Source organism: Kitasatospora sp. NPDC036755 (assembly GCF_040636595.1).
GTDB lineage: Bacteria > Actinomycetota > Actinomycetes > Streptomycetales > Streptomycetaceae > Kitasatospora.
In genome coordinates this window covers 1-1,398 of record NZ_JBEZUT010000676.1, presented here as the reverse complement: position 1 = coordinate 1,398, position 1,398 = coordinate 1, and the positions used below count along the sequence as shown (strand labels likewise).

Here is a 1,398-nt window from a genome sequence, read left to right as displayed (position 1 = left end):
AAGCTGCGCGCCCTGGGCCTGACCCCGGTCCTGCTCACCGGCGACAACCGGGCGGTCGCCGAGGCGGTCGCCGCCGAGGTCGGCATCGCGCCGGAACATGTGATCGCCGAGGTCATGCCGCAGGACAAGGTCGACACCGTCAAGCGGCTGCAGGCCGAGGGCAAGGTCGTGGCGATGGTCGGCGACGGCGTCAACGACGCCGCCGCCCTCGCCCAGGCCGACCTGGGCCTGGCGATGGGCACCGGCACCGACGCCGCCATCGAGGCCGGCGACCTCACCCTGGTCCGCGGTGACCTGCTGGCCGCGGCGGACGCCATCCGGCTCTCCCGCCGCACCCTGAGCACCATCAAGAGCAACCTGTTCTGGGCCTTCGGCTACAACGTCGCCGCCCTGCCGCTGGCCGCGGCCGGCCTGCTCAACCCGATGATCGCGGGGGCCGCGATGGCCTTCTCCTCGGTCTTCGTGGTCGGCAACAGCCTCCGGCTGCGCCGCTTCCGCTGAACGGCCCCTCCGCCGGACCCGTCCGCTCCCCGGACCCGGTCCCTCCGCCGGACCGAGGCCCCGGAACCGACACCGGTTCCGGGGCCTCGGCGCGTCCGGGGCCGCGAACGCGGACGGCCCCGGACGAGCGCCACCGGGCCCGCCGCACCCGCCACCGGGCCCGGAGCACCCGCCGCCGGAGACCCTGGCCGACCGGCGCGGATCGGCCGGGGGTTAGAGTCCGACCCATGGACGAAGACACCGCGCTCTGGCACCGGATCGCCGACCTCCTGCCGGAGGACGCCGCCCGGGGCGTCAAGGACTGCTGGGCGATCGGGGAGCAGGAGAGCGGGCTCGGCCTGCTGATCGAGGGCCTGCTGGCCCGCCAGGTCCCGCTCGGCGGCGCGGACCGCGCGCAGATCTCCGTGCTGGCCGAGGAGTGGGGCGAGCGCGAGCGGCTCGCCCCCGGGCTCCTGCGCTGCCCGGGCGACGGCGTGCCCGCCCCGGTGCGGCTGCTGGAGGGCGAGCGCGACGAGGCCGAGGTGCTGACGGGCTGGAGCGAGCCGGAGCTGGCCGGCCTGGTGCTGGTGCCGTGGATCGGCTGCACCCGCTGCGGCCGGACACTGTTGCGCGCCCACAGCTGGGAGTCCTGGGACGACTTCTCGTACCTCGCCGAGTGCTACGTGATCAGCACACCGGAGGGCGACCGGGCGGAGCGGATCCACCCGCGGGGCGCCGCCGGAGCGGCCTTCGCCGAACTCCTCCACGGCTGCCCGGTCGACACGCCCTGACCCGGCACGGACCCGCCAGACACGCCCTAGCCCCAATGCCGGTGACTTTGTGGTCCATGCCTCGTTGGTCGTGGTGTGGCGAGGGTGGGGCAGGTCAAGTCGCCTGCGGGTGAGCGGTTGTCGGACC

The 1,398-nt window shown here is 75.1% G+C and carries 2 protein-coding genes; both read left to right on the top strand.

Annotated elements, in window-relative coordinates; all coding sequences use genetic code 11:
- Nucleotides 1-501 (top strand): HAD-IC family P-type ATPase (locus AB0E96_RS41150; protein WP_359831959.1); only part of this gene is annotated, 501 nt, incomplete at its 5' end.
- 227 nt (nucleotides 502-728) lie between these two features.
- Nucleotides 729-1,271, top strand: a complete 543-nt coding sequence (locus AB0E96_RS41145; protein ID WP_359831957.1) for a hypothetical protein — start codon at nucleotides 729-731, stop codon at nucleotides 1,269-1,271.
- Nucleotides 1,272-1,398 lie beyond the last annotated feature (127 nt).